Raw genomic sequence first — 23,108 nt, 5'->3', positions numbered from 1 at the left:
CACACCCAAAACTTTCGGCTCGAACCACGACCATCACTCGTGGCCTTGGAGCGGCTGCATCAACAATGCCCAATACAGCTCTGAGGCGCCTTGCATTGTGAGACGCTGACCGTCCTCTCCACGCACCATTGCAGCCATACCAGATGGCGCAAGATACATTGACGAGGAGTCGGATTGGACCGCTAAACTCTCGTTATAGCTATTTGACGAGTTTGTTTCCCCATGGACGAAGGAAATTCCGCTCCCCATGTAGCGATCCCCCCCCATAAAAACGGTGCATTTAGCCACCGAGTTCCCATTAATATATATTGACGAAGCAAACCTATTGCCATCCAGCCTTCTAAAATCGCACTCAATCCCCTCGTTTCTTTCCTCGAGTTCGGAAAGTGAGTTGGCAAAAAATTTTGCCATGTACTCAAAGGCTTCGACCTTAAACTTATCTTTATCGCGGTCAGTGAAGTCCTTTCCAACACGGAGATTGCTTGATCGCGGACCTTGCTCAACCGCGACTGTATTGCGCTGCAAAGCGGACGCTGATTTGACTTCTATCGGTTGCTTCGCGGCGCTATTCGGCAAACCATTCCTAATGGCTTTCACGACTTCCAAAAACGCCTGATCTCGATCAGGCCATTGAGTTATCGGCCTACCATCCCGAGGAACGGCATTGAGCTTACCAAATGGGCTGCCGTGCCAGTCACAGGCACGGAGGATCACCGGAATGACCTTCGCCTCGCCCGTTTTATGCCGCTCCAAGGCGCGACCCATTTCGATATCGTAACAGTAATCCGATGCCAAAAAATCGGGGCTCACCAATAGCAACACGATCTCGGCAGATTCGAGATTTGAACTAATCTCATGCTCGAAATTATTTCCAGCGGGTATCCTGCGATCATGCCAAGTTTCGATCAAACCCTGACGCTTCATCAGAGCCAGTTGCGTTTCCAATTGGTCGCGCAACGCCTCATCGGCATGAGAGTAAGAGAAAAATATGCGCGCCAAGATGCCCCCCAAAAACTGAGCTTAGTTCCATGGAACATGTTGGAAACATCCCCCCTGAGATGCAAGACGTGTGGAAAAATATATAGTAAAACTGAGTGCAACTGACCGATCTCCCTCGCCTCGCATGCAGCTCGGAACGAGCGCCAGCCTGATTGCATTTTCCTACTCCGCAGTTTTTGCTTTCGTCCCTCAAACGCCGGGCGCGACGCGTCCGCGTCGCTTGGCTTCCTCGCATAAGCTCGGGCGGGCGGTCGCCCTTGCCTCGCGTTGGCGCTGCGCGCCCTCTCCACCTTCAGCTCCGAGCCCGGCTCGGATAGCCCGCCAGCTAGAAACCATTTTCCTACTCGCCTGAAATTTGCATCCTGTGGGTGATCATGGACCACCCTCGCCCCACAACACCCTTGGTGTCTTCGCTTCTTGGTGCGCGCCGCGACGGCGCGATGCCCTCCGATTGCGCGCTACCTGGATATTGCGCGCCGCTTTCACCCCCAGTCATTGCGAGCGCAGCGAAGCAATCCAGAGCGGCACGGAACGCCTTCACTGGATTGCCGCGTCGCCTGCGGCTCCTCGCAATGACTGATGAAAAGCCACCCATCTCCTCAAGTCTTTTGTTTGGCCCTCAAACGCCGGGCGGCGCACATCCGTGCGCCTTGGCTTCCTCGCATAGGCTCGGGCGGCCGGTCGGCCTTGCCTCGCCTGCGGCTCGGAGACTTTCGCCATGACCGAACCCACCCGCAAGATCGCGCGCCAAGCCACCTCCGTCGTCGCACACACCGCGCCCGAGCCCGAGGACGACGACCCGCTCCTCGGCTTCGCGCCCTTCCTCCACACGGCCCCGCGCCGCAATTCAATCACGCCAGACCTGCAACGCCGCTTCGTCGCCACGCTCGCCGCGACGGGCATCGTCAAGGTGGCGGCCAAGCGGATCGGGAAGAGCCTCGAGGCGCTGTACAAGCTGCGTGCGCGGCCGGGGGCGGAGGGGTTTGCGTCTGCCTGGGACGCGGCGCTCGAGCGCGGGGCGGCGCGGCTGGAGGACATGGCGATGGAGCGCGCGCTGCTGGGCACGCGCACGCCGATCGTCTCGGGCGGCGAGATCCTCGGCCATTGGGACAAGCCCGACAATGCGCTGCTGCGCTTCCTCCTCGCGCACCGCCTGCCCGCGCGTTACGGCGCGCAGGCGCGCGAGGTCGGCCCCGGCCACCCGGTGTGGGAGGAGCTGGCGGCGCAGGCGCGCGCCGAAGTAGCCGAGATCAAGCGGACCTTGCAGGACGAGGTCGCCGCGCGCGCGATCGCCTTGCAGACCTTCCGCCGGCGGCGGCTGTGGCGCCAGCGGCAGGCGGCCGGTGCCAGGGCGGGCGACATCACCGATGCGTGGGAGGCCGAGGACGCCGAGGGCAAGCCGCAGCTGCCCGCGTGGGACGATGCCGCGGTGCGCCGCGCGCGGACGATCCTGGCCGAGATGGAAGCGGACCCGCCGTTCTGACCGCTATGCGCAAGGCGCCGGGGAGATGGCGGAACGGTTCAGCGCTGCAGCGCGCGGCCGCCGGTCATCGGGTCGACCAGATGCGTGATGTCGCGCGGGGTGTGCGCGGGCGCGCGGCGTTCCAGCCGCAGCACGCCCGTGGGCGGATCGCCGGCCAGCGCGGCGGCGGCGCGCACCTCGGCAGCGGCGAGGATCTCGCGCTGGCGCGCCTCGCTCGCCACGGTCCATTCGCCGATCTCGCCCCAGCTGCGGCCGCAGCCGGTGCAATAGGTCTGGGCCGGATCGAGGCGGCAAACGCCGATACAGGGAGAGGCCAAGGTCATGCCTACGGGGTAAAATGGCACCGCGAGTCGGTCAAGCAGGTGGAACCACGAAGCGGCCTTTACCTTTGGGTTACAAAGGAGATCGACGATGCCGCCAACCGCAAGCGATTCGCCCGCCGCAGCCACCGATACCGCCGGGGACGCGGCGGCACTGTACCTCGTGTGGCACGACCCCGAGGCCGCGCCCGCGGGACCGCTCGACCTGCATGGCGACGGGCATCCGCTGGCCGACGGTCTGTGGCTGATCCGCTCGCCGCTGAGCCGCTCGAAGCTGTATCACCGGATCAAGTGGCAATTGCCCGGCGATGCCGCGCTCGCCTGCGCGCCGCTGGCGGACGATCCGGACGGCTGGCCCAAGTTCAAGGGCATGGCGGCGGGCGCGCTGGCGTGGCTGCGCGGGGGCTCGGCCGGGTAAGCGTTCCCTGGGCGACGGAGGTGCTGGCGCGGCGCGGCGAATGGCTTTAGGCTCGGCCGCGCGCGGCGAGTGCCGCACAGCGTGGAGAGGATCGATGGCCGACAGCGGCGACATACCTGCGGGACTGCGCGCGCCGGACGATTGCGGCGAGGCGTCGATCGTCACCCGGCTGGAAGACGGGCGCGCGATCTGCATCCGCACTGTGACCCCCGGCGACGAGGGACGGCTGCGCGCCGGCATCGCGGCGATGAGCCCGCGCTCGCGCTATTTGCGGTTCTTCTCCGGCGGGGCGAGCCCGCCCGACTGGGTGATCGAACGATTGCTCGATGCCGATGGCGTGCTGCACCTCGCCTGGGGCGCGCTCGACCTGACCGATCCCGCGCAGCCGGCGATGGGCGTGGTCCACGCGATGCGCCCCGATGCGGGCGACGCGGTGGCGGAATTCTCGGTCGGGGTGGTCGATGCCTATCACGGGCTCGGGGTCGGCCGGCTGCTCACCGCGACGCTGCTGATCGACGCCGCGGCGGGCCGGATGGAGGCGCTGCGGGCGCATGTACTGTCGGAAAACGACGCCGCGCGCAGCTTCATCAAGCGGCTCGGCGGGGTGCATGTCGGGCAGGACGGACCGCAGGCCGAATACCGGCTCGAGGTCGCTCCCGCGCTCGACCGGCTGCGCGAGGAACGCCACCCGCCCGGGGTGAGCGACATCTTCGCGCATTTCGATGGCCCTGCAGGCTAGGAACGGCGGGAACCGCGCGGGCTGCGCTCAGCAGTCCATCTCGTCGAGGTTCTGCGTGTTGCTGATCTCGTTGTTCTGGCGCCCGCGCACGTTGAACGCGCTTTCGTAGCGGATCGTCGGCGGATCGAAGAAACCGGTGTCGACCAGCGGCTGATAGTCGTAGGTCGCCTCGACGAACATCACCGCGGTGCCTTCGAGCGCAGTGATCGTGTTGCTCCCATTGCCCATCCCGAACTCGAGGTCGTCGTTGTTCTTGCCGTCGCCTTCGACGCCATAGGACGACGAGACAGCCGTATCGTCGCCCCAGCAGCGCTGCCAGACGATGGTCTGCCCTTCCCTGCTGCCCGAGCGCCCGTTGTGCTCGAGGCTGGACAGCACGATACGGCCGTTTTCCTTGAACCCCAGCGCGCTGGAATTCGCTTCCGCCCCGCTGAACACTTCGTAGATATTGGCTTCGTCGATCCCCGAGGTCACGCGGCCCGCATTATCGGCCACGGTCATCGCCATCTGGCTGACCCGCAGGTGGGCCAGGGCGAGGTTCGTCAGTTCCAGACCGGCCAGCACCAGTGTGAGGAAGATCGGCGCCGCAAAGGCGAACTCGGTCAGGGCGAGGCCGCGGCTGTCGCGGCGCAGGGAGCGCAGCATCTCAAGCACAGATCACCGCCGCGTTGGCCTGCTGCCCGAAGGGCTGGTTGCGCACTGCAGCCTGCAGTTCGAATTCGATGGTCGGGTTGATCGTGGGAATGAACGCGTGAAGCGGAAATAACCGCGGCGCGCTGACATCGGCGACATAGTGCACGACATCCTCGGCCCCGCCCTGCCCGGTCTTGCCCGCATCGGTATCGAACTGGCCGTTGCCGTTCGCGTCTTCCCAGCAGTCGCCGTCGGCGGCATCGAACTGGCCGTTGCTGTTGTGATCGGTCATCAGCTTTTCCGGGTTCCCGATGTTCGAAAAATCGAAATAGCTTTGCTGGGTGACGTTTACCGTCGCATTCGGCGAGACCTTGCGCACCGTGCCGCGGATAAGGTTCTCGACCTTTTCCTCCACTGTCGAACCCGAAGCGTTGATCGCGGGGGCTTCCACCGCGGCCCGGCGCGCCGCATCGTTGAGGGACCCCTGCAGGACCGAGCGCACGTAGCTGTTGTACCCCAGTTCGATCCCGCCCATCAGCAGGATGACCATCGGAACGAGGATGATCGCGAACTCGACGATCGTCGCGCCGCTATCGTCCCGGCGGATGCCGCGCAGCCTGGACATCGCCTGCCTCACCGCGTCAGCCTCAGATTGCCGATCCCGCGACCGATCCGTTCAAAGATGCTCTCGAGGTCCGATCCGTCGGAAGTATAGAAATGGTCGGAGGTCGTTGCGCAGTCTTCGATATCGTCGGTATCGGTGACGTCGAGCGCAATCACCCAGATGGTCGTGCCGGTGGATTTCACGCGGTCGCATATCGAGTCGAAGCGGTTGATGTGCTTGGTCGTCTGCGACTGCGACCCCTGGATCCGGTTGTGATAGCGATCGACGCCGAAGGCCGAATACAGCGTATCGCCGGTATCGAGCTTCCCGTCGGTCATGAAGACGATATGGCGGTTGACCGGCACGATGCCGTGCTGCGTCGGGTTTTCGGAGGCGAACATACCCGTCGGCGACAGGAAGCGTGCCCCCCACAGCATACCGATGTCGTGATAGGTACCGCCGGTGACGTTGGCGGTGGCGGCATTCACGGCGTTCTGGAACGCGGTTTCGGACGCGTAGGTTTTCAGTTTCTGCGACTGCGACGGGCACCCGTTCTGCGACTGGCCGTTCTGACTGTCCGGATCGTAGCGGCCCCACTGATAGGCGGCGCTGTTGCCGTTGTTCGAAGCGATTTCGTCGATGTCAGCCTGGCTCACCGTCTGCAGGATGGTTACCGGGCTGCCCGGCTGACCGACACTCGAGCGTTCCTCGATGCAACCTTCGGTGCTTTCCCGGAAACCGCGCCGATTATCCCACTTGGTGTCCCCAATCTTGACGGTCACGTCGCCGGGATATTTGTACTGCGGATCGTAGGTATAGGTCCGCCGCGTACTGCTCTGGTCTCTATAGCCGCGGCTCGGGGCATCGTCTTCGTCGTCGTAGGTGTTCGTCGTGCAATAATCAGTCTGCCACCACCAGCCGGATCTGGTCTGGTAGCAAACGGTCTGCTCCCATTCCTCGCCTGCATAGAGCTGGTCCTTGAGAATATCGTGATTTCCCAGACTGCCCGCGACGTTCACCGTATGCGAGTAGGACACGATGCCGAAGCGGGTGATCGAGCCGTTGCTGGTATCGTCGAGCGCGCGAAACAGCCCCGCGGTGCCCGTGCGCAGCAGTTCGATCTTGTCCTTGCTTCCGCCGGTCGAGGGACGCTGGGCCATCGACCCCGTGGTGTCGAGCACCAGCATCACGTCGTTATGCCCCAAGTCGCGCTTGGCGTTGCACTCGGCCTCGATCGGGATTGCGTCATAGCCGAAAATATACATCAGCATCGTTGGGATCGTGGCGCTTGCCTCGCCCAGGAGCTGCGTGTTGTCGAGGGGATCCTTGCCGATATCGAAGACCCGGTCGCGCGCGCCCAGCGTTCCTTCGGGGAAGTTGAAGTCGAAGAACTTATCGGCTTCCGCTTCGTTCGCGCTCGTCCATCTGGTGCCGTCCATTGACTGGCGACCCGCGAGCGCCGCGGCGTCGCAGGCGTTTTGCAGCTTGGCTTTCGCCATGTAGGCGAAGCTCAGGTCGAGCCCGCTGCCGACCACAAGGACAAGCGGCACCAAGGCTGCGGCGAAAATCGCCAGCGCGTTGCCCTTGGTGTCGGTACGAAGATTTTGCAGCATACGGTTCACAAAGCCAGCCCCCTGTGGCCCCGGACTAACCGTTGCACCGTTAAGATCACCTTACCTGCGCGGGTTAAGAACCGGTTGAAATCGGTTCACCATGCGCTCGCGGTCGCGCCTGCCGCGCGGCGGGTGGAACGGGGGAGCCGGGCGCTATCCGGCCGCCGTCTTCGGCGATGCCTGCCGTGACGGCTCGGGGCGCGCCGCGCGCGGCCGGATTACAGTTCCGCAGACAGGAATTCGACCAGCGTGCGGACCTTCTTGGTCCGCCATTGCGGCGTCGGTGCCACCATCCAGTAGGCGCGCGTGCCGGTGTGCGGCCCGTCGAGCACTTCGAGCCGGCCCGCATCGATCGCGTCCTTGACCAGCAGTTCGGGCAGGATCGCCTTGCCCAGCCCGGCCAGTGCCGAGGACAGCGCCTGGCCCGCGTTGGACACGCTGACATGCGCCGCAATCCCGTCCTGCAGCGGCAGGCCCCAATCGATCCACTGGTCGGGGGCGCCGCCGTGCTGCGCGGGCCGGGCCACCGTGACGCGGCGCGCCTCGTCGAGTTCGATGCCCTGCAGGTCGCCCGGCCCGTCGACCAGCCGGATCGCGCAATCGAGGTTCGCCTCGGTGAAATCGGCGTTCTCGTCGGCAACGAAGGTGAAACGGATATCGGGGTTCGCCTCGCCGAAGGTTGCCAGCCGCGGAGCCAGCCATTGCGCGTAGAATTCGCGCGGACAGGCGATCGTATAGCTGTCGGAAGCCTGGCCCGCCTGCATGGCGGAGACGCTTTCCTCGAACTTGAGGAACCCTTCGCGCAGCGCGTCGAGGCCCGCGGCGCCTTCCTGCGTCAGCTCCAGCCCCTTGCTGGTGCGGCGGAACAGCACCGTCCCGAGGTGATCCTCGAGCGCGCGGATCTGCTGGCCAACGGCGGCGGGCGTCACTGCCAGCTCGTCCGCGGCGCGGGTGAAGGAGAGATGCCGCGCGGCGGCATCGTAAACGCGCAGGGCGTTGAGAGGCAGGTGTGTACGCTTCATTGCGCGTTGCGACATAAATGCGGCAGCCGCAGGAAACAAGATGCCACCGCCCGCCCTTTCCTTTAGCGCGCCGGTCGGCCACACTGTCGCGCAACCGTCATATGCGAGGACCATGTTCCACACCGCACCACCATGACTGCAGAAACCTCCCCCCAGGCGCCGGCCAATGATGCCGGATCGCAAGACGTCCCGGCCGCCGCGCAGGACCTTTACACCAACCGCGAGCTGAGCTGGCTGTCGTTCAACCGCCGCGTGCTCGCCGAAAGCGAGAACGAACGCTATCCACTGCTCGAACGGCTGCGCTTCCTGTCGATTTCGGCGAGCAATCTCGACGAGTTCACCATGGTCCGCATCGCCGGGCTGGAAGGCCAGGTGAACCGCGGGATCGAAACGCAGGCGATCGACGGGGCCAGCCCGCGCCAGCAGTTGGCCGCGATCCGCGACGAGCTGCTGCGGCTGGAAGACCGCCAGCAGGAGAGCCTCGACCGGCTGAGCGGGCTGCTGGCCGAAGAAGGCATCGTGCTGGCCCCGGCCAGCGCCCTGGCCGCCGAACAGCAGGACTGGCTGGCCGAATATTTCGAAAGCGACATCCTGCCGCTGATCACCCCGCAGGCGATCGACCCCAGCCACCCCTTCCCCTTCGTCGCCAACAAGGGGATCGGCGTGATCTTCCGGCTCAAGCGCGGCAAGCGCCAGGCCGACCTGATCGAAATGGTGCTGATCCCCAGCGGTGCGCCGCGCTTCGTCCGGGTGCCGGGGGAAAAGGCGATCTATGTCGCGATCGAACAGCTGGTGACGCGCTTTGCCGACCAGCTGTTCCCCGGCTTCAAGGTGCTCGGCGACGGGGTGTTCCGCGTGCTGCGCGACAGCGATATCGAGGTCGAGGAGGAAGCCGAGGACCTCGTGCGCTACTTCCGCACGGCGATCCAGCGGCGCCGCCGCGGCCGTACCGTGCTGCTCGAACTCGACGACGAATGCGACGACATCGCCGAGACGATGCTGCGCGAGGAGCTCGAGGTGGAAGAGAACATGATCGTCAAGTCGGGCGGGATGCTCGGCCTCGCCGATCTCGCCACGATCTGCAACGAACCGCGGCCCGATCTGAAATTCGAACCCTTCAGCCCGCGCTATCCTGAGCGGATCCTCGAACATGACGGCGACTGTTTTTCCGCCATTCGCGAGAAGGACCTCGTGATCCATCACCCGTTCGAGAGTTTCGACGTGGTGGTCGACTTCCTGCGGCAGGCCGCGCGCGACCCGGCGGTGATGTCGATCAAGCAGACGCTGTACCGTGCGGGCGACCAGTCGCCGGTGATCGCGGCGCTGATCGAGGCGGCGCAGAACGGCAAGGCAGTGACCGCGGTGGTCGAGCTGAAGGCGCGTTTCGACGAGGAACGCAACATCCAGTGGGCCAGCGAGCTAGAACGCGTCGGGGTGCAGGTGATCTACGGCTTCACCGAATGGAAGACGCACGCCAAGGTCAGCCTGGTGGTGCGCCGCGAAGAGGACGGCTATCGCACCTACTGCCATTTCGGGACGGGCAATTACCACCCGATCAACGCCAAGATCTACACCGACCTCAGCTTCTTCACCGCGGATCCGGCGCTGGGGCGCGACGCGGCCAAGGTGTTCAATTTCATCACCGGCTATATCGAGCCCGACGATCTGGAGAAGCTGTCGCTGTCGCCGATCGACCTGCAGGCGCGGTTGTTCAGCCTGATCGACGCCGAGATCGCCAATGCGCGCGCAGGCAAGCCGGCGGGGATCTGGGCGAAGCTCAATTCGATCACCTACCGGCCGATGATCGACAAGCTCTACGAAGCCAGCCAGGCGGGGGTCGAGATACACATGATGGTGCGCGGCATCTGCAGCCTGCGCGCGGGCCTGCCGGGCGTGTCGGAGAACATCCGCGTCAAGTCGATCATCGGCCGCTTTCTCGAACATTCGCGCGTCTGGGCCTTTGCCAATGGCAAGGCGCTGCCGAGCCGGCAGGCGAAGGTCTATCTGACCAGCGCCGACGCCATGAGCCGCAACCTGCTGCGGCGGGTCGAGGTGATGGTGCCGATCACCAACAAGACAGTGCACGATCAGGTGCTGGGACAGGTCATGCTCGCCAATATCCTCGATACCGAACAGAGCTGGCAGCTCGAACCCGATGGCCAGTACCACCGGCTGCGGCAAGGCGACGGCGGGTTCAACTGCCACCAGTATTTCATGGCCAACCCCTCGCTGTCGGGCCGCGGTGCGGCGCTGGCCGAGCACGAGGTCCCGCGCCTCACGCTGGGAGGAACGAGCGAATGAACAAGTCGCGTTCGGCCAAGTGGCAGCGCCGCCTGATCCAGCCGCCGCGCGCGGTCATCGACATCGGTTCGAACACCGTGCGCATGGTGATCTACGAAGGCACCGCGCGCGCGCCTGAAGTGGTGTGGAACGAGAAGGTCTCCGCCCGGCTCGGCCGCGATCTGGCGGATAGTGGCGCGATCCCCGAGGAAGCCGCCGAGGAAGCGCTCGCCGCGCTGGCGCGCTATGCGCTGATCCTGCATGACCTGGGGGTGGAGGACGTCCAGACCGTCGCCACCGCCGCCGCGCGCGACGCGACCAATGGCAGCGAATTCCTGGCCAGGGTGGCCGCGCTCGGCCTGGAGCCGCGCCTGCTCTCGGGCGAGGAGGAAGCCACCGCCTCGGCGATGGGCGCGCTCGGCGCGTTCCCGGGCGCGCGCGGCGTGGTTGCCGACCTCGGCGGGGGCAGCCTCGAACTCGTCTCGGTGGCGGACAACAGCTGCCACGAGGCCGCCAGCCTGCAGCTCGGCACGCTGCGCCTGCCGGCCCTGCGCGCGCGCGGGTCCGAAGCGTTCGAACAGGCGGTGCGCAAGCAGCTCGGCTTGGCCGGCTGGGCCGCGGCGCACCCCGGGCCGATGTACATGATCGGCGGCACGTGGCGCGCGCTGGCGGCCTATGCGATGCGCTATTTCGACTATCCGCTGACCGACCCGCACGGCTTTTCCCTCGCCCCCGAGGACGCGCACCGGCTGGCGCAGGAGCTGGTCGCCGCCGACCCCGAGCAGCTGATGGAGATCTCGGGCATCAGCGCGATGCGTGCGCATTACCTGCCCGACGCCGCCGCACTGCTGCGCCCGCTGCTCGATACGATCGGTCCCGAGGAGCTGATATTCTCGTCCTGGGGCCTGCGCGAGGGCCTGCTCTACGCGCGGCTCGAACCGGCGCAGATGAAGGCCGACCCGCTGCTCGCGGGGGTTACCGCCTATGCCTCGCCGCGCGACGCCTCGATCACCGATGCGACGCTGTTGTCCGCCTGGACGGTCAGCCTCACCGATGGCGATGGCAGCGTCAACGAGCGGCTGCGGCTGGCCGCCGCGCAGCTGTCGGGCGCGTTGCAGCGGGTCGAACCCAACCTGCGCGTCAGCCATGCGATCGAATGGCCGCTGGGCAAGCGCTGGATCGACCTCGACGCGCGCGGCCGCGCGATGATCTGCGCCGCGTTGTTCGGCAGCATGGGCCGCACCGACGTGCCCGAGAAGCTGAGCGAACTGGCAAGTGACGACGACCTGCGTGAAGGCATCACCTGGGGCCTGGGCTACCGCCTCGCCCGGCGGCTGGGCGGCGGCAGCCGCATGTCGCTCACCACCAGCGCGCTGAGGCGCAAGAAGAAGAGCCTCGTCCTGCGGCTCGACGAAAGCCGCGCGGCGCTGGCCACCTATCCCGCCATGCGCGAGTTCGAGGCACTGGCCGACTGGCTCGGCCTTAAACCGAAGGTCAAGGTCGGCAGCTTCAAGTTCGGCGGCGAGGAAGAGGAAGAAGAGTAACCCCCCGCGGGCCGGAACAACGCGCGGCGCCCGCCCGTTGGCTTTCCCGACAAGGGGAGAATCGATGACCGACGAACAGCGCAGTTCCGGCCACGGCATGTGGCCCACCTTCTTCGCCATGATCGCGACCTCCATCGTGACCATGTTCGTGCTGAAATATTCGGCGCTGTGGGAGCTCGACCACGCCTTCTTCAGCCAGACGCGCATGTGGATGGCCCTGATGATGGGCATGGCCATGATCGTGATCATGCTCGGCTTCATGTGGGGCATGTACCGCAGCCTCGCCACCAAGATCGCCGTGATGGCCCTCGCCTGCGTTGGCTTCGCGCTGTTCCTGTTCCTCGTGCGCAGCCAGCACACGGTCGAGGACGAGGCGTGGATGAAGGCCATGATCCCCCACCATTCGATCGCGATCCTCACCAGCGAGCGCGCCGCGATCAGCGATCCGCGCGTGCGCGAACTGGCCGATGCCATCATCGAGGCACAGGTAAGGGAAATCGCCGAAATGAAACTGCTGCTGGCCGATATCGAGGCCAATGGCGAACGCGGGGACGGCACGCCGCTGGAACCGCGTACCGCGAAATTGACGCCCCGGCTGGAAGCCGAGGCGAAAGCCGTGCTCGATCGCCCGGTATCGGGCCCCGTCGAAGCCGAGGCGGGCCTGGCGCGCTAGCCAGCCCGCGCCGCTTGCGTGCCTGCGGCCGCGCGGCCTAGTTTGCCGTGGCGGGCGCGGCGAGCGGGAAGAAGGGAATGCGCACTTCGCGCGGCGAGCCATCTTCGGCCTTGAAGGTGTAGAACCCTTCCATCGAGCCATGCGGCGTGTCGAGCGGACAGCCCGAAACGTAATCGTGGCTCTGCCCGGGCTTCAGCACCGGCTGTTCGCCGACCACGCCTTCGCCATCGACATGGCTGACCAGCCCGGCCCCATCGGTGATGCGCCAGTGGCGCGTCATCAGCTGGACCTGTTCGTGCGAGCCGTTTTCGATGCGGATGTGATAGACCCAGAACCACTTGCCCGCGTCGGGCTGCGATTGTTCGGGCAGGAAGTTCACCGCGACCCGGACGGTAATCCCGTCGGTCATGGCGGCATGCTGGAAGAGCTCCTTGATCACCCCCCCAATCTAGCGCGCCAACCGTGTGGCGCAAGGAAACGGGCAAAATTTTCCTCCGCAATGCGGCAAGTTAACATCGGTTTACCGGGATCGTAGAGATATTCCCAAGCCCTCGGGTGCATTACGGATGGCAGGGTCGCACCTGATTATTGCCGGAGCCATTCGGGTCGCACGGCCGATTGGTTGGTCCGACAACCGGGGGGAGTCGGAATATGTTTTATGCATTGCTGAGGCGTCTTGTGCGCGACGAAGGCGGCGATCTGCTATCGGGTATGGCGCTGGCGCTGCCCTTGCCGATCATTGCGGTATTGCTCGGTTAAGGCTGTCCGTCGCCGAGGAAATCCTCGAGCTGGCCCAGGCGTTCCTTGCCGAACCACATCTCGCCATCGACGAAAAAGGTCGGGATGCCGAAGGCGCCGCGCTCGACCGCGCGTTCGGTGTTTTCGGCCAGCCGCGCCTTCACCGCCGGGTCCTGCGCCGCGGCCAGCAGCGCCGGTGCGTCGAAACCCGCCTGCGTCAATTCCGCACCCACCGCGTCGGCATCGCTGCAATCGATGTTGCGTTCCCACACTGCCGGCAGCAGCGCTTCGACGAGCGCCTGCCGCTGCGCTTCGTCAGCCGCCGCCGCCAGCACGCGCTGGAGCAGGATCGAATTGAACGGCAATGCCGGGTGCATCCTGAACCGGTGCATGCCGTGACGGTCGACGAAGCGCTGGAACTCGAGCGCCGCATAAGCGACCTTCCCCTTGACCCCGGCATCGCGGATCATCGGCGGGGCATTGCCGGTCAGCTTGTGCATCCCGCCGAGGAACACCGGCGTGACCTCCAGCCGCGCCCCGGTGCGCGCGGCGATGTCCTTGAGCGGATACCAGGCGAGATAGCCATTGGGCGCGGCGATATCGAAAATGAATTCGACGGTTGCAGTCATCGTGTTCCTCCCCTTTTCACTGCGATAACGCCTGCGTGCTAGGGAGGCGAGGATGAAACATCTTTCCCTGCTGCTGCCCTGTGCACTGCTGGCCCTGCCTTCACCGCCCGCACAGGCGCACCCGGGCGGACTGAACGCCGAGGGATGCCACAACAACCGGCAGAGCGGCGGCTATCACTGTCACCGCAACCGCCGATCCAGCCCGCAAGCCCCCACTGCGCAGCTGCGCGGGGGCGTCTATTTCGCTAATTGCGATGCGGCCCGCGCCGCACGCGCCGCGCCGATACTGCGCGGACAGCCGGGCTATCGCCCCGCGCTCGACCGCGACAATGACGGAGTCGCCTGCGAACCCTATCGCGGGCGATAGGGCGTGCCGCGGGGGAGATCGGGCGGTGGAAGAGCCGCAGATAATACTTGCGAGTGATTTGCAATAGCATAGGATGGCGGCCGGCAAAGGAGATTGCATGGCCCATTCGCACGATTCGACCACACTCGACCTTCCGCTCCCCGCGCGGCGGCACCAGACGCTGGGGCTTGTCCTCGTCCGCCGGATCGCCGGTCACGGGCTGCACGATGCGCGGGCGACCATGCTCGCGCTCGATGCCAGCGGCGCGGAGTTCCGGCGGCTGCTGGTGCTGACGCGCGCGCTGGTCGTCGACCTGGCGCGCACCTCGCGGCGCAAGATCCTGCTCGCGCCGTGCTGCGCGGCGGGGATGACGCGCGACGAAGGGCTGCTGATGGCGCTGATCGGCGGCGGCGGGCTCGACGTGCATGGCGCGCTGACCGACGATGCGCGCTGCACCGATGCGCTCACCACCGCGCACGCGCTGGGCGAGGAACTGGAGCGGGTGGCGACGCGCAACGCGTGGCGCGGCTGAACGCGGCGGCGGGTTAGAGCCCCGCGGCGGTAAGCGCGCGGTCTAGGTCTTCCTTTACGTCCTCGACATCCTCGAGCCCCACGTTGATCCGCAGCAGGCCTTCGGTCACGCCCATCGCGTCGCGCGCCTCCTGCGTCATGCCCGCGTGCGTGGTGCTGGCGGGATGGCACATCAGGCTGCGCGAGTCGCCGATATTGTTCGAGATATCGACCAGCTGGAGCGCATCGAGCAGCTTGAATGCGGTCGCCCGGTCGCCCACGTCGAGCGCGAAGATCGGGCCGGTGGCGACCATCTGTTCCATTGCCAGATCGTGCCGCGGGTGGCTGGCCAGCCCGGGGTGCAGGATGCGCGGCAGCCGCGGTTCGATGAAGGTGCCCAGTTCGACCGCATTCGCGCTCTGGCGGCGGGCGCGCAGGTCGAGTGTTTCGAGCCCCTTGAGCACCACCCAGGCGTTGAACGGCGAGATATTGGGGCCGGTGTTGCGCTGGAAGGGCAGCAGCACCTCATCGATCCATTGCTGCGATCCGCACACCGCGCCCGCGAGCACGCGGCCCTGCCCGTCCATCAGCTTGGTGGCCGAATAGGCGACCACGTCGGCGCCGTAATCCATCGGGCGCTGCAGCGCGCTGGTGGCGAAGGCGTTGTCGACCACGGTGGTGATGCCATGCGCCTTGGCGACGGCGCAGACATGCGCCAGATCGACCACGTCGAGCGTGGGGTTGGCGGGGGTTTCGAAGAAGAACACCTTGGTGTTGGGCCGGATCGCGGCTTCCCACGCATCGTTATCGGCGCTGTCGACCACGGTGGTCTCGATCCCGAAGCGCGGCAGCAGGTGATCGAGCAGCCAGCGGCACGAACCGAAGGCCGCGCGCGCGCCGACCACGTGGTCGCCCGCCGAAAGCTGGCACAGCAGCGCGGTGGTCATCGCCGCCATCCCGCTGGCCTGCGCGCGGCATGCCTCGGCGCCTTCCATCAGCGCGATGCGCTCCTCGAGCATGGCGACGGTGGGGTTCTGCAGGCGCGAATAGGTCATGCCCGCATCATCGCCAGCGAAGCGGTCGGCGACGGTCTGCGCATTGTCGTAGCTATAGCCCGAGGTGAGGAACAGCGCTTCGCTGGTCTCGCCCTGCTCGCTGCGCCAGGTGCCCCCGCGCACCGCCTGCGTCGCGGGCCGCCAGCGGGAGGTGATCGAACGGTCGGTGCCGGTGGTCTTCTTCATGGCAGGCGCGATAGCACGCGCGCGGCGCGCATCAAGCGGGTCGCCCTTCCAAGGCTGCAAGCCCCGCTTCGGCAATGTCGCCGCGCCCCACCGCGCGCAGCGCCTGGGCACCCTCGATCGCGGTCAGCACCGCGCGGGCCCCCGCAGCCGGGTCGGGATCGCTTGCCGGCAGGTGATCGACCACCCACTCGAGCAGGACCTCCATCATCCCGCCGGCCGCCGCGAGATAGGCGGCATTCCCGGCCGAGCAGCCCGCGACGATGTCCCACCATACCCGCCGGAAGGGTGCGAATGCGGGCTGCCCCGTAACCGCATAGACCGTTTCCGCACAGGCGCGGCGCGAGGCACTGCGCGCTTGCGGGAAAGCGGAATCGAGCGCGTCGGCGAACCGCGCGACAAGGTAATCGAGCAGCGCTGCGACCAGCGCGTCCTTATTACCGAAATGGTAGATCAGCATGCGGTCGCTGGTTCCTGCCGCCCTGGCAAGCGGACGCAGCGAGGCATCGGCGAGCCCGTGCGCCATCACATGCGCCGCCAGCAATGGCAGCAGCGTTTCGCGGGACATGCGGGCGGGTGACATGCGCATCTTGTAGCAGTCGCTACAAGGGGCTACAAGTGTAGCACTCGCTACATTCGAATCGGGAGCCGACTACCGTGACACCCTACGTAATCCTCTTCCTTGCCGGGCTGGTGGGAGTGATGGCCGCCCTCGCCCATATCCTGACCGCTCGTGCCGAGACGGGCAATCCGCTCCTCGCCGCATTGCTTGCGGCGGGCTTCGGGTTCTTTACCGCCGTGACGATCGCCCGCGACGGCGTGATGCCGGTGTGGGTTAACCACACTTCGAACCTGTGGGGCATCCAGGTGTGGTGGGACCTGCTGTTCGCGCTGGGTATCGCGTGCTTTTTCGTCGTTCCGCGCGCCCGTGCGCAGGGGATGGCGGTGCCGCTGTGGCTGTTGTTCGTCGCGGCGACTGCCAGCATCGGGCTGCTCGCCATGGTCGCCCGGTTGTTCTGGCTGGAACGGCGCACAACCGGCTGATCCGCCTTGATGCGGGTGCGCGGCTTACCTAAGCCGGTTCGCGATGAGCCGCGCGCCCGAACAGGTCCAGGATCCGCTTCGCTGGTGCGCCGCGCTGGCGCTCGCCTTCTGGCTGGCCTGCCTGCCGTATCTGACCGCGGTGCCGCATCCCTATTTCGACGAGGTCCACTACCTACCCGCCGCGCGCGAGCTGCTGGTGCTGGGCGAATTCACCAATCGCGAACACCCGCTGCTGGGCAAGCAGCTGATCGCGCTGGGGATCGCGCTGTTCGGCGACAATCCGGTCGGCTGGCGGCTGCTGCCCACGCTGCTGGGTACGCTGGCGCTGTTCGGCGCGATGCGAGCGCTGTGGTTCGCCAGCGCCAGCCGCTTCGCCACCCTCGCCTACGGCGTGCTGCTGGCGACCGGTTTCCACCTGTTCGTGCATGCGCGCATCGCCATGCTCGACATCGTCTACCTCGCCTTCCTCGCGCTGGCCGCATGGCAGTTCGCCGCCGCGATCCGGCAACCGGAGCAAGGTCGCTGGCGGCTGGCTCTGACCGGGATCGCGCTGGGGCTGGCGATGGGCGCGAAATGGAACGCGCTGGTCGTCGCCATGCTCCCGGGGCTGACCTTCCTCGTCGCGCGCACGCTGGCAGGTCGCCGCCGGCTGCTCCTCAGCCGCCGCGGCGCGCCCGTCCCAGGGACCACGCTGCTCGAGGCCGCGCTGTGGCTCGGCGCAGTGCCGCTGGCGGTCTATGCCGCGACCTACCTGCCGGCCTTCTTCTTCCGCCTGCACCCGATCACCGAGGGGCTGGTGTTCCACCACCAGTTCATGCTGTCGCAGCAGGAGCAGGTGCTGAAGCCCCATCCCTACCAGTCGACGTGGGAGCAATGGGTGCTCAATGCGCGCTCGATCTGGTATCTCTACGAACCGGTCGCGGGGGTCCAGCGCGGTATCATGCTGATCGGCAATCCGCTGACCATGCTGCTCGGCCTGCCCGCGCTGGCGTGGTGCGCCTGGCACGGGGTGATGCGCCGGCACTGGGCGGCGCTGGGCACGGCGCTGCTCTATGCGGCGAGCCTGGGTTTCTGGGTGGTCGCAACCAAGCCGGTGCAGTTCTACTACCATTACGCATTGCCGAGCATGGCGCTGCTCGCCGCGCTGGCACTGGTGTGCGATGCGCTGTGGCAGGGCGGCTGGCGCAAGAGCGCGCTGGCGCCGGTGATCGGCAGTGTGCTGGTGTTCGCGTGGTTCTACCCGATCATCAGCGCCGCGCCGCTCGCCGGCCCCGACAGCTTCGCCGTGTGGACCTGGATGGAAAGCTGGAGATAGGGTTTTGGTGGGGTGCGTGAAGCGCATCCGCGATTGCCTTGCGGCGGCACCGGCCCACTCCCCCACCCGGCCACCCACGGGATCATACTGACTGGGTGGCCGGGTGGGGGAGTGGGCCGGTGCCGCAAGCCTTCGACGGGTGTCGAAGGCGCACACAACAAAAACTCAGGAGTGGGACGGAACAGCAAGGTCACGACGCGTGTCCCGACCGCACGCCCGAAACCTAATATCGCCCCCACACGAAGCGGCTCGACAGGGCGTAGTTCCATACCGAGCCGATGCCGATCCCGACCAGCGCGGCGAAGACTTCGTGCAAGCCCCGATCGTTGAGCGTGGTGGCGACCGCAACATTGGCGAAGGCGCCGATCGAACAGGCGGCGATGAAGCTGAGCCAGCCCCAGAACAGGCGGTCCGCCTCTTTCAGCCGGCGGTCGCGATAGGTGAGGAAATTGTTGAGCCAGAAGTTGAAGGTCATCGCCCCGAAAGTCGCGACCGCCTGGCTCCAGCCGAAATTGGTCCCTGCCACCAGCATGAAGGCATAGAGGATCGCCATGTGCACGCCGATGCCGATGACCCCGACCGTGCCGAACAGCGCGAAGCGCGTCGGGATGATCCGACCGAAGCTCTTGTCGTACAGCCCGGCGAGGAAATCGAGCGCGATCGCGCGGTCGAGCTTGCTTTCGCCGGAGCGGCGGGCGGAGAAATTCATCGGGAAATCCTTCACCTTGAGCGGTGTTTCGGAAGTGGCGAGCAGGTCGAGCAGGATCTTGAAGCCGATGCCCGAAAGGCTGGGCACCAGCCGCCGTGCAGTCGCGCTGGGCAGCAGGAAGAAGCCGCTCATCGGGTCGCTGAGTTCGACACCGGTGAGCTTGCGCGCCAGCATGTTGGCGACGCTGGAAAGCTTCTCGCGGTCGGGGCGGCCCCATTCCTCCATGCTCGCGCCTTCGGCGAAGCGGCTGGCGACCGCGACATCCGCGTCCCCCGCTTTCACCGCGCCAAGCATGTCGACCAGCAGCTTGGGATCGTGCTGGTGGTCAGCATCCATCACCGCGACATAGGGCGCCGCAGTGGCGCAGAAGCCCTCGATCGCCGCGCTCGACAAGCCGCGCCGGCCGATGCGCTGCAGTACCCGCACGCGCGGATCCGAGAGCGACAGACGCCGCGCTTCGTCGCTGGTACCGTCGGCGGAATTGTCGTCCACCACCAGCACTTCCCAGCCCGATACGCCCAGCGCGCCTTCGATCCGCTCGACCAGCGGGGCGAGATTGTCGCGCTCGTTGAGCGTGGGCAGGATGATCGCCAGCTCCAGCGGGCGAGCGCTGGCAGCGGTGGAGGTAGCCGGATCGGGCTGCATCTGCGGTGTCATGTCCATTGCATGACCCGGTTATGCGGCAATCCTCAAGATATGGTTACAATCTTCCTAACAATCGCATCGCCGACTTCCTGCGTCGAAGCGCTTCCGCCGAGGTCACCACCCAGCACGCCATCGGCAAGGATCGCCTCCACGGCGCGCTCGATCCGGACGGCGTCCTCCTCGCGCCCCAACGAGTGACGCAGCAGCATGGCGAGGCTGAGCACGGCCGCGACCGGATTGGCCTTGCCTTGCCCGGCAATGTCGGGCGCGCTGCCGTGGATCGGCTCGTACAGGCCGAAGGTGCCGTAGTCGGTCTGCCGTTCGCCCAGCGACGCGCTGGCGAGCAGGCCGATCGAGCCGACGCAGGCGCTGGCCTGGTCGGACAGGATATCGCCGAACAGATTGCCGGTGACGATCGTGTCGAACTGGCCCGGCGACTTGACCAGCTGCATCGCGGCATTGTCGACATACATGTGGTCAAGTTCGACCTCGGGATATTCCTGCGCGACTTCGATCACGGTTTCGCGCCAGATGCGGCTGGTTTCGAGGACGTTGGCCTTGTCGACGCTGGTCAGTTTCTTGCCGCGCCCCATCGCGGCGCGGAAGCCGGCGTGCGCGATACGGCGAACCTCGGCCTCGTTGTAGGACATCATGTCCCAGCCCTCGCGCCCGCCCGCGCTGCCGCGTTCGCCCTTGTCGCCGAAATAGACATCGCCATTGAGTTCGCGCACCACCAGCAGGTCGATGCTGCGCGCGACTTCGGGCTTGAGCGAGGACAGGTGTTCGAGCCCCGGGAAGCCGGCCGCTGGCCGCAAATTGGCGAACAGCCCCAGCTCGCTGCGCAGACCGAGAATCGCCTGTTCGGGGCGCAGTTCGCGCGGCAGGTCGTCGCAGGAAAAATCGCCCACCGCGCCGAACAGCACCGCATCGGCAGCACGCGCCATTTCCAGCGTTTCGGGTGGCAGCGGATGGCCGTGGCGGCGATAGGCGGCGGCGCCGACATCGCCTTCGAACAGCGTCAATCCGGGCAACGACAGCGCTTCCAGCACGCGGCGCGCCTGTGCGATCACTTCGGGCCCGATGCCGTCGCCGGCGAAAATTGCGATTTTCAAGCGTGGTTCTCCAGCCTCGTCGCTCCTGCGCAGGAGCCTTTCTGCCCCTCGGGGCGCTCAACGGACAGTGTCTAAGCCCCTGCATGGGCCGGGGCGACGAACCATTCTTGAACGCGGCTAAACCATCCGTTCCAGTCGCTGGCGCAGCAGCGTTCGCGCGCCCATCACGTCGGCGCGGGTGTCGGCGAGCAAATAGCGCGCGATCAGCGGCTCCTGCCGGTCGAGAATTTCCAAGGCCTGCCCGAGGCCGGCTATCGCGGGCCGCTGGCCGCCATAGCCCAGCTCGCGCAGCAGCAGCGCTTCATAGACCGCCAGCGCCTCGACCCACTGCCGTGCGCTGTCGGCAGAACAGATCGCATCGAGCAAGCCGCCGAGCGCGGAATGGAGCGTGGGATAGGGATTGCGCTCGGGCAGCGCGCTCGCAGTGAGCGCGGTGACCCAGTTGATCGCCGAAGCCGCCAGCGGCTCGCCCAGCCACGGCCCGCGGCTGGCGACCAGTTCGAGCCGGGCGAAGGGCAGCTGGCTGTCCGACTTGGCGCGGATTTCCGCCTGGACGATATTGCCGGGGATCACCACCGGCCGCAGCTGCCGCCCGCGCCCCCCTGCTACATAAGCGGCGACCATGCCATGCTGCTCGGTCAGCATCCGCGCAATGACCGCGGTCTCGCCATGCGCACGCGCGGCAAGCAGGATGGCGGGAGCGGAAAGCTGCATGGGGCGGTCTTAGCCGCTCGCATCGATCCTGCGAAGACGGCGAAGTCGACTTATGGAGCGTTCTATCGCGGACTGCGACGTCAGTTGGGCCCCTGCCTGCGCAGGGGCGACGGAGAGAGCCCTGGTGGTCTGTCGCCCCTGCGCAGGCAGGGGCCTAGGTAAGATCAGCGAAATGGCACCATCACAGGATCATCTCGAACAGGTCGTTCCAGTCGGGATTGTCGCGCCGGATCAGCCTGAGCTTCCATTGCCGCTTCCACCGCTTCATCGCCTTCTCCCGCGCGATGGCGTCATGGATATCCTCATACTGCTCTGCATAGACCAAGCGCGTGAGGCCATGCTTGCGGCAGAATTCGGATCCCTGCCCGTCGCGATGGGCGTGGACGCGCGCGGCGATGTCGGCGGTAACCCCGAGGTAAAGCGTGCCGTGCGGGCCATTGGTCATGATATAGACCCAGCCGCCCGGCATCGATCAGGCCGCGGTCCGAGAGGTCGGCTGGGCCCCTGCCTTCGCAGGGGCGACGAGAGCGATGAGGTGCATTGCCTGACCTTACCTCTTCGCGTCGCCCCTGCGAAGGCAGGGGCCTAGATAAGCTCTCTGCCCGCAGACCGCCGAGCGGCCAAAAGCCTACTTGATCCGGGCTTCCAGCGCTGCGACGCGGGCCTTGAGGTCTTCCGCTTCGGTGCGCGCCTTGCTGGCCATCGTCTTCACCGCGTCGAATTCCTCGCGGGTGACGAAGTCCATCCCGCCGAAGCTTTCCTTGGCCCGTTCGCGCGCGGCGTCGCGGGCCTCGCGCCCCATGCCGGCCAGCGTACCGGCTGCCGAATTGGCGAGTTTGACGAAATCGGCGATCAGGGGATTCTGGCTCTGCATAGGGTTCAGATGGGACGGGATGCTGCTTTTGTCTAGCCTCAAGCGCCGGCGGCCGCGTCCGCGGCCTTAGGCTATCCTCGCTCATGCGACCTGAAGGTCGGGTGGCTTTCAGCCATCTCAGCTGTCGCTTCGATTCCACTGCGGGCGGGCGGTCGCCCTTGCCTCGCCTGCGGCTCGGGACCAGTGCGACCCGCTATGGTAACGCGCTTGACGTTCGCGACCAGCGAACGGCAAGCGCGACCGCGCGCCCGCAGGGGCCCGGAGCGAAGCGGAGGAACAGCCCCGAGGATGCACCGACGGATGTCGGTGCGAAAAGCAAAAACTAGATCCTTACCCGCTCGACCGCGCCTTCGGGCGTGCCGCCATCGGCTTGCGGATTGAGCTGGAGGAACTGGTAATTCAGCGCGGTGGCGAAGCAGACCCAGGTGAGATAGGGCAGCAGCAGCACGGCGGCGAGCCGGCGGACGCGCCAGAACAGTGCGATCACCACCAGCAACGTCAGCACGATCGCCACCAGCAGTGCCAGCGCCCCGCTGATCTGCTGTGCGCCGAAGAAGACATAGCTCCACGCGAGGTTGAGTGCGAAATGCACGGCGAAGACCCACAGCGCCGCAGTGCGGCCGCGCGCGCCCCATGCCGAGGCGACCAGAGCCAGCGCGAAGCCCATCATGACATAGAGGATCGTCCAGACGATGCCGAACCACTTGGGTTCGGGATAGATGCCGGGCTTGACGAGCGACTGGAACCACGCGGTGTCGGGGCTGCCCAGCTGGCCGGACAGAAAGCCGAGCAGCACGCAGAGCGGCACGGTGAAGAGCGCCCAGCGAAGGAAACTTGCGCGCAGCTGCCCGCGCGACGCCAGCATGTTCATGTCTATTTCCCGTCAACGATTCGTTTCATGCGTCT

General features: G+C 66.1%; 26 protein-coding genes. 10 read left to right on the top strand and 16 right to left on the bottom strand.

Annotated features, from left to right (window positions below):
* Positions 1-33 precede the first annotated feature (33 nt).
* Positions 34-999, bottom strand: a complete 966-nt coding sequence (locus GRI55_RS06545; protein ID WP_160766613.1) for a toll/interleukin-1 receptor domain-containing protein — start codon at positions 997-999, stop codon at positions 34-36.
* 718 nt (positions 1,000-1,717) lie between these two features.
* Between GRI55_RS06545 and GRI55_RS06540 the strand changes: the two genes are divergently transcribed.
* Positions 1,718-2,482, top strand: coding sequence for a hypothetical protein (locus tag GRI55_RS06540; protein WP_237452441.1), 765 nt, complete (start codon positions 1,718-1,720; stop codon positions 2,480-2,482).
* 38 nt (positions 2,483-2,520) lie between these two features.
* Here the strand turns inward: GRI55_RS06540 and GRI55_RS06535 are convergent, their stop codons facing one another.
* Positions 2,521-2,799, bottom strand: coding sequence for a DUF1289 domain-containing protein (locus tag GRI55_RS06535; protein ID WP_197458133.1), 279 nt, complete (start codon positions 2,797-2,799; stop codon positions 2,521-2,523).
* 94 nt (positions 2,800-2,893) lie between these two features.
* Between GRI55_RS06535 and GRI55_RS06530 the strand changes: the two genes are divergently transcribed.
* Together GRI55_RS06530 and GRI55_RS06525 are read left to right on the top strand one after the other, a co-directional pair.
* Positions 2,894-3,220, top strand: a complete 327-nt coding sequence (locus GRI55_RS06530; protein WP_160766612.1) for a hypothetical protein — start codon at positions 2,894-2,896, stop codon at positions 3,218-3,220.
* 94 nt (positions 3,221-3,314) lie between these two features.
* A complete protein-coding gene (locus GRI55_RS06525) occupies positions 3,315-3,959 on the top strand; it encodes a GNAT family N-acetyltransferase (protein ID WP_228135176.1) in 645 nt (214 codons plus the stop codon).
* Positions 3,960-3,986: 27 nt separating this feature from the next.
* Here the strand turns inward: GRI55_RS06525 and GRI55_RS06520 are convergent, their stop codons facing one another.
* From GRI55_RS06520 to GRI55_RS06505, 4 genes are all read right to left on the bottom strand, one after another.
* Positions 3,987-4,604, bottom strand: coding sequence for a TadE/TadG family type IV pilus assembly protein (locus tag GRI55_RS06520; RefSeq protein ID WP_050599232.1), 618 nt, complete (start codon positions 4,602-4,604; stop codon positions 3,987-3,989).
* A gap of 1 nt (position 4,605) precedes the next feature.
* Positions 4,606-5,217, bottom strand: coding sequence for a TadE/TadG family type IV pilus assembly protein (locus tag GRI55_RS06515; RefSeq protein WP_050599233.1), 612 nt, complete (start codon positions 5,215-5,217; stop codon positions 4,606-4,608).
* A gap of 8 nt (positions 5,218-5,225) precedes the next feature.
* A complete protein-coding gene (locus GRI55_RS06510) occupies positions 5,226-6,809 on the bottom strand; it encodes a Tad domain-containing protein (RefSeq protein ID WP_050599234.1) in 1,584 nt (527 codons plus the stop codon).
* A gap of 218 nt (positions 6,810-7,027) precedes the next feature.
* On the bottom strand, positions 7,028-7,831 hold the full coding sequence (locus GRI55_RS06505) for a LysR substrate-binding domain-containing protein (protein ID WP_063511389.1): 804 nt from the start codon (positions 7,829-7,831) through the stop codon (positions 7,028-7,030).
* A 132-nt stretch (positions 7,832-7,963) separates the two neighbouring features.
* Between GRI55_RS06505 and GRI55_RS06500 the strand changes: the two genes are divergently transcribed.
* The 3 genes from GRI55_RS06500 to GRI55_RS06490 all read left to right on the top strand — a co-directional run bounded on the left by GRI55_RS06500 (position 7,964) and on the right by GRI55_RS06490 (position 12,328).
* Positions 7,964-10,132: an RNA degradosome polyphosphate kinase gene (locus GRI55_RS06500; RefSeq protein WP_160766610.1), complete on the top strand. Its 2,169-nt coding sequence runs from the start codon at positions 7,964-7,966 to the stop codon at positions 10,130-10,132.
* Positions 10,129-11,655: a Ppx/GppA family phosphatase gene (locus GRI55_RS06495; RefSeq protein WP_160766609.1), complete on the top strand. Its 1,527-nt coding sequence runs from the start codon at positions 10,129-10,131 to the stop codon at positions 11,653-11,655. Before GRI55_RS06500 ends, GRI55_RS06495 begins: the two co-directional genes overlap by 4 nt.
* A 64-nt stretch (positions 11,656-11,719) precedes the next feature.
* Entirely contained in the window at positions 11,720-12,328 is a 609-nt protein-coding gene (locus GRI55_RS06490; RefSeq protein WP_050599238.1) for a DUF305 domain-containing protein, read from the top strand.
* 37 nt (positions 12,329-12,365) lie between these two features.
* Here GRI55_RS06490 and apaG read toward each other — a convergent pair whose 3' ends face one another.
* On the bottom strand, positions 12,366-12,764 hold the full coding sequence (gene apaG, locus GRI55_RS06485) for a Co2+/Mg2+ efflux protein ApaG (protein WP_050599272.1): 399 nt from the start codon (positions 12,762-12,764) through the stop codon (positions 12,366-12,368).
* Positions 12,765-13,083: 319 nt separating this feature from the next.
* Positions 13,084-13,695 (bottom strand): 2-hydroxychromene-2-carboxylate isomerase, encoded by a 612-nt coding sequence (locus GRI55_RS06480; RefSeq protein WP_160766608.1) that lies wholly within the window; start codon positions 13,693-13,695, stop codon positions 13,084-13,086.
* Between the two features lie 52 nt (positions 13,696-13,747).
* Here GRI55_RS06480 and GRI55_RS06475 point away from each other — a divergent pair, with 52 nt between their 5' ends.
* On the top strand, positions 13,748-14,062 hold the full coding sequence (locus GRI55_RS06475) for an excalibur calcium-binding domain-containing protein (RefSeq protein ID WP_156488997.1): 315 nt from the start codon (positions 13,748-13,750) through the stop codon (positions 14,060-14,062).
* Positions 14,063-14,159: 97 nt separating this feature from the next.
* Positions 14,160-14,573 carry a DUF6628 family protein gene (locus GRI55_RS06470; RefSeq protein ID WP_063505516.1) on the top strand — a complete coding sequence of 138 codons (414 nt, stop codon included), beginning with the start codon at positions 14,160-14,162 and terminating at the stop codon, positions 14,571-14,573.
* A gap of 13 nt (positions 14,574-14,586) precedes the next feature.
* On the opposite strand, the gene GRI55_RS06465 is transcribed toward GRI55_RS06470, so the two are convergent.
* Positions 14,587-15,792, bottom strand: coding sequence for a trans-sulfuration enzyme family protein (locus GRI55_RS06465; protein ID WP_160766607.1), 1,206 nt, complete (start codon positions 15,790-15,792; stop codon positions 14,587-14,589).
* Positions 15,793-15,823: 31 nt separating this feature from the next.
* On the bottom strand, positions 15,824-16,357 hold the full coding sequence (locus GRI55_RS06460) for a TetR/AcrR family transcriptional regulator (RefSeq protein WP_160766606.1): 534 nt from the start codon (positions 16,355-16,357) through the stop codon (positions 15,824-15,826).
* 89 nt (positions 16,358-16,446) lie between these two features.
* Between GRI55_RS06460 and GRI55_RS06455 the strand changes: the two genes are divergently transcribed.
* Positions 16,447-16,833, top strand: a complete 387-nt coding sequence (locus GRI55_RS06455; protein WP_307019505.1) for a hypothetical protein — start codon at positions 16,447-16,449, stop codon at positions 16,831-16,833.
* Positions 16,834-16,876: 43 nt separating this feature from the next.
* Positions 16,877-18,148 (top strand): phospholipid carrier-dependent glycosyltransferase, encoded by a 1,272-nt coding sequence (locus GRI55_RS06450; RefSeq protein WP_160766605.1) that lies wholly within the window; start codon positions 16,877-16,879, stop codon positions 18,146-18,148.
* A 223-nt stretch (positions 18,149-18,371) separates the two neighbouring features.
* Here GRI55_RS06450 and GRI55_RS06445 read toward each other — a convergent pair whose 3' ends face one another.
* The 6 genes from GRI55_RS06445 to GRI55_RS06420 all read right to left on the bottom strand — a co-directional run bounded on the left by GRI55_RS06445 (position 18,372) and on the right by GRI55_RS06420 (position 23,073).
* Complete coding sequence (locus tag GRI55_RS06445; RefSeq protein WP_237452440.1) at positions 18,372-19,514, bottom strand: glycosyltransferase; 1,143 nt, start codon at positions 19,512-19,514, stop codon at positions 18,372-18,374.
* A gap of 32 nt (positions 19,515-19,546) precedes the next feature.
* Positions 19,547-20,614: a 3-isopropylmalate dehydrogenase gene (leuB, locus tag GRI55_RS06440; RefSeq protein WP_160766603.1), complete on the bottom strand. Its 1,068-nt coding sequence runs from the start codon at positions 20,612-20,614 to the stop codon at positions 19,547-19,549.
* Positions 20,615-20,731: 117 nt separating this feature from the next.
* Positions 20,732-21,328 carry a DNA repair protein RecO gene (recO, locus tag GRI55_RS06435; RefSeq protein WP_160766602.1) on the bottom strand — a complete coding sequence of 199 codons (597 nt, stop codon included), beginning with the start codon at positions 21,326-21,328 and terminating at the stop codon, positions 20,732-20,734.
* Between the two features lie 181 nt (positions 21,329-21,509).
* Positions 21,510-21,797, bottom strand: coding sequence for a GIY-YIG nuclease family protein (locus GRI55_RS06430; RefSeq protein ID WP_160766601.1), 288 nt, complete (start codon positions 21,795-21,797; stop codon positions 21,510-21,512).
* 159 nt (positions 21,798-21,956) lie between these two features.
* Positions 21,957-22,202 carry an accessory factor UbiK family protein gene (locus tag GRI55_RS06425; protein ID WP_160766600.1) on the bottom strand — a complete coding sequence of 82 codons (246 nt, stop codon included), beginning with the start codon at positions 22,200-22,202 and terminating at the stop codon, positions 21,957-21,959.
* A 322-nt stretch (positions 22,203-22,524) separates the two neighbouring features.
* Positions 22,525-23,073, bottom strand: coding sequence for a TspO/MBR family protein (locus GRI55_RS06420; protein WP_160766599.1), 549 nt, complete (start codon positions 23,071-23,073; stop codon positions 22,525-22,527).
* Positions 23,074-23,108 lie beyond the last annotated feature (35 nt).

Origin of the sequence: Qipengyuania citrea (genome assembly GCF_009828015.1) — a bacterium.
Lineage (GTDB): Bacteria > Pseudomonadota > Alphaproteobacteria > Sphingomonadales > Sphingomonadaceae > Qipengyuania > Qipengyuania citrea.
This window is presented reverse-complemented; position numbering and strand designations above follow the sequence as displayed.

What these genes read in the sequence shown, in the direction of transcription:
- GRI55_RS06540 (WP_237452441.1), top strand. Translation starts at nt 1,718, where the DNA reads ATGACCGAACCCACCCGCAAGATCGCGCGCCAAGCCACCTCCGTCGTC.
- GRI55_RS06530 (WP_160766612.1), top strand. Translation starts at nt 2,894, where the DNA reads ATGCCGCCAACCGCAAGCGATTCGCCCGCCGCAGCCACCGATACCGCC.
- GRI55_RS06525 (WP_228135176.1), top strand. Translation starts at nt 3,315, where the DNA reads ATGGCCGACAGCGGCGACATACCTGCGGGACTGCGCGCGCCGGACGAT.
- GRI55_RS06520 (WP_050599232.1), bottom strand. Translation starts at nt 4,604, where the DNA reads ATGCTGCGCTCCCTGCGCCGCGACAGCCGCGGCCTCGCCCTGACCGAG.
- GRI55_RS06515 (WP_050599233.1), bottom strand. Translation starts at nt 5,217, where the DNA reads ATGTCCAGGCTGCGCGGCATCCGCCGGGACGATAGCGGCGCGACGATC.
- GRI55_RS06510 (WP_050599234.1), bottom strand. Translation starts at nt 6,809, where the DNA reads ATGCTGCAAAATCTTCGTACCGACACCAAGGGCAACGCGCTGGCGATT.
- GRI55_RS06505 (WP_063511389.1), bottom strand. Translation starts at nt 7,831, where the DNA reads ATGAAGCGTACACACCTGCCTCTCAACGCCCTGCGCGTTTACGATGCC.
- GRI55_RS06500 (WP_160766610.1), top strand. Translation starts at nt 7,964, where the DNA reads ATGACTGCAGAAACCTCCCCCCAGGCGCCGGCCAATGATGCCGGATCG.
- GRI55_RS06495 (WP_160766609.1), top strand. Translation starts at nt 10,129, where the DNA reads ATGAACAAGTCGCGTTCGGCCAAGTGGCAGCGCCGCCTGATCCAGCCG.
- GRI55_RS06490 (WP_050599238.1), top strand. Translation starts at nt 11,720, where the DNA reads ATGACCGACGAACAGCGCAGTTCCGGCCACGGCATGTGGCCCACCTTC.
- GRI55_RS06480 (WP_160766608.1), bottom strand. Translation starts at nt 13,695, where the DNA reads ATGACTGCAACCGTCGAATTCATTTTCGATATCGCCGCGCCCAATGGC.
- GRI55_RS06475 (WP_156488997.1), top strand. Translation starts at nt 13,748, where the DNA reads ATGAAACATCTTTCCCTGCTGCTGCCCTGTGCACTGCTGGCCCTGCCT.
- GRI55_RS06470 (WP_063505516.1), top strand. Translation starts at nt 14,160, where the DNA reads ATGGCCCATTCGCACGATTCGACCACACTCGACCTTCCGCTCCCCGCG.
- GRI55_RS06465 (WP_160766607.1), bottom strand. Translation starts at nt 15,792, where the DNA reads ATGAAGAAGACCACCGGCACCGACCGTTCGATCACCTCCCGCTGGCGG.
- GRI55_RS06460 (WP_160766606.1), bottom strand. Translation starts at nt 16,357, where the DNA reads ATGTCCCGCGAAACGCTGCTGCCATTGCTGGCGGCGCATGTGATGGCG.
- GRI55_RS06450 (WP_160766605.1), top strand. Translation starts at nt 16,877, where the DNA reads ATGAGCCGCGCGCCCGAACAGGTCCAGGATCCGCTTCGCTGGTGCGCC.
- GRI55_RS06445 (WP_237452440.1), bottom strand. Translation starts at nt 19,514, where the DNA reads ATGACACCGCAGATGCAGCCCGATCCGGCTACCTCCACCGCTGCCAGC.
- recO (WP_160766602.1), bottom strand. Translation starts at nt 21,328, where the DNA reads ATGCAGCTTTCCGCTCCCGCCATCCTGCTTGCCGCGCGTGCGCATGGC.
- GRI55_RS06430 (WP_160766601.1), bottom strand. Translation starts at nt 21,797, where the DNA reads ATGCCGGGCGGCTGGGTCTATATCATGACCAATGGCCCGCACGGCACG.
- GRI55_RS06425 (WP_160766600.1), bottom strand. Translation starts at nt 22,202, where the DNA reads ATGCAGAGCCAGAATCCCCTGATCGCCGATTTCGTCAAACTCGCCAAT.
- GRI55_RS06420 (WP_160766599.1), bottom strand. Translation starts at nt 23,073, where the DNA reads ATGAACATGCTGGCGTCGCGCGGGCAGCTGCGCGCAAGTTTCCTTCGC.